Below are 1,845 nucleotides of genomic sequence, written 5' to 3'. Positions count from 1 at the left end.
GTGATCGGTAACGCCCTGGCGGTACTGGTAATTTCCCGTTGGGAAGGCATGTACGACGACGCCAAGGGCGAGCGCTACTGGAACTCGCTGCCGCACTGGCGCAGCAAGGAACAGCTGCCGGCCGGGGAAGTGTCGAACACCTGAAAAAGTGATCCTCAGGTTTTGTGAGCTTCACAAAACCTGAGGGAACTGGCTTGAATGCGCTGGCATCACTTCGACGTACCTGAAAAACCATACCGTCGGCATCGCGAGCAAGCCCGCTCCCACAGGGACTTCGCTCGCGCAAATCAACAACGGCTGACCTAACGCCCTTGATCAAAACGGAACGAAGCTCCATACGCTGACGCCGGTAAATGACTGGCGCCGTCGGCCCGCAGCCGTGAACGGAACGTACCGCGCTGAGGTTCGGTGCGATACAAGCCACGTTTCTGCAACTCGGGAATAATCAGCTCCACAAAGTCTTCAAGGCTGCCAGGGCTGATCAGCGGATTGAGCATGTAGCCGCTGGTACCGCTGATGCGAGCGTGTTCTTCGATCCGGTCTGCCACCTGTTGCGGGGTGCCTACCAGAATCAGGTCACTGCCACGTGTGACGTTGGCAAAGCGCTGTTTGACGTCACCGGCCGTCAGGGGCTTGCCACTCCCATCTGCACGCATCACATAGGACGTCATGCCTTCGGTGTGAGTAGACAGAGCATCACTGTCGGCGTAACGGCTAATGTCGATTCCGGTATCACCCGCATAACTGACCAGTTGCGCCTGCAAGTGATAATTGCTTTGCAGCTCGTCATATTTGCGCTGAGCATCGATTTCCGTTTTGGCGGTCACAATACGCAGCACTGTCAGCGACTTCACATCTTCGGCCGGGCGACCGAGCGCCTGGGCCTGGGCCCAGATTTCCTCCAGCCCCTGACGAATCTCATGGGGGTCGGACTTGGCAACAAAGATCAACTCGGCGTGCTTGGCTGCAAATGCCCGGCCACGGCCTGACCAGCCAGCCTGGATCAGCAGAGGCGTTCGCTGCGGCGACGGGGACGTCAAATGCGGACCCGCCACCCGATAATGTTCGCCTGCATGGTTGATCGGCCGAACCCGATCACCACGGGCATACAGCTGGCGCGTCTTGTCGGCAACCACGGCATCATCGGCCCAACTGCCCTCCCAAAGCTTATAGGCCACATCGAGAAATTCCTCGGCACGCTCATAGCGATCATCGTGCTTGATCATCTGCTCCAGCCCGAAGTTTCGGGCAGCACTGGACAGGTATGAAGTGACGATGTTCCACCCTATCCGGCCATCCGTCAGATGGTCCAATGTGCTGAAGCGCCGGGCATGGGTAAAGGGATGCTCGTAGCTGGTGGTCACCGTGACGCCAAAGGCCAGGTTTTCAGTTACCGCAGCCAGTGCCGGGATGATCATCAGCGGGTCATTTGCCGGCGCTTCCACGGCCCATTTCATGGCCGCCTCGGCATTGCCGCCAAATACATCGTAGAAGCCCAGAACATCTCCGAAAAACAGCATATCCATGTGCGCCTGATCGGCAATACGCGCCAGATTTGACCAATAGCCGAGCGAATTGATGCTCAATCGCTCGTCAGCCGGGTGCGTCCACAGGCTTGGCGCGCCACCACAGCCAACACTCGCTTGCTCGTAGAGCGCAAACAACAGAGGTTTTGGATCGGACATCTTGATACCTGAGAAGAATAATTAAGAGGATGGCGTTACCGCTGACTTATGAACCCTTTGCCGTAGTGGCGCTCGAGGCGGTTCTGCACCAGTTCGAGCCCGATCGACATCAACCAATAGATAACGGCGGCGGTGGTGAGCATTTCGATGTAGCGATACG

Annotated in this window: 1 protein-coding gene and 2 pseudogenes; 1 reads left to right on the top strand and 2 read right to left on the bottom strand. The window is 57.6% G+C overall.

Annotated features, from left to right (window positions below):
• Positions 1 to 144 (top strand): annotated as a pseudogene (locus tag KO536_RS24045) (glutamate/aspartate:proton symporter GltP); the annotation flags it as partial.
• Between the two features lie 158 nt (positions 145 to 302).
• Here the strand turns inward: KO536_RS24045 and KO536_RS24040 are convergent.
• Both KO536_RS24040 and KO536_RS24035 read right to left on the bottom strand, forming a co-directional pair.
• Positions 303 to 1,685 carry an LLM class flavin-dependent oxidoreductase gene (locus KO536_RS24040; RefSeq protein ID WP_133078182.1) on the bottom strand — a complete coding sequence of 461 codons (1,383 nt, stop codon included), beginning with the start codon at positions 1,683 to 1,685 and terminating at the stop codon, positions 303 to 305.
• 35 nt (positions 1,686 to 1,720) lie between these two features.
• A pseudogene (locus KO536_RS24035) lies at positions 1,721 to 1,845 on the bottom strand (amino acid ABC transporter permease); the annotation flags it as partial.

This window comes from Pseudomonas sp. NKUCC02_KPG (assembly GCF_019345465.1).
GTDB lineage: Bacteria > Pseudomonadota > Gammaproteobacteria > Pseudomonadales > Pseudomonadaceae > Aquipseudomonas.
The sequence above is the reverse complement of the archived record's forward strand: the minus strand, read 5'-3'. Positions and strand labels throughout refer to the sequence as shown.

Coding starts and splice junctions, on each gene's coding strand:
- KO536_RS24040 (WP_133078182.1), bottom strand. CDS start 1,685: ATGTCCGATCCAAAACCTCTGTTGTTTGCGCTCTACGAGCAAGCGAGT.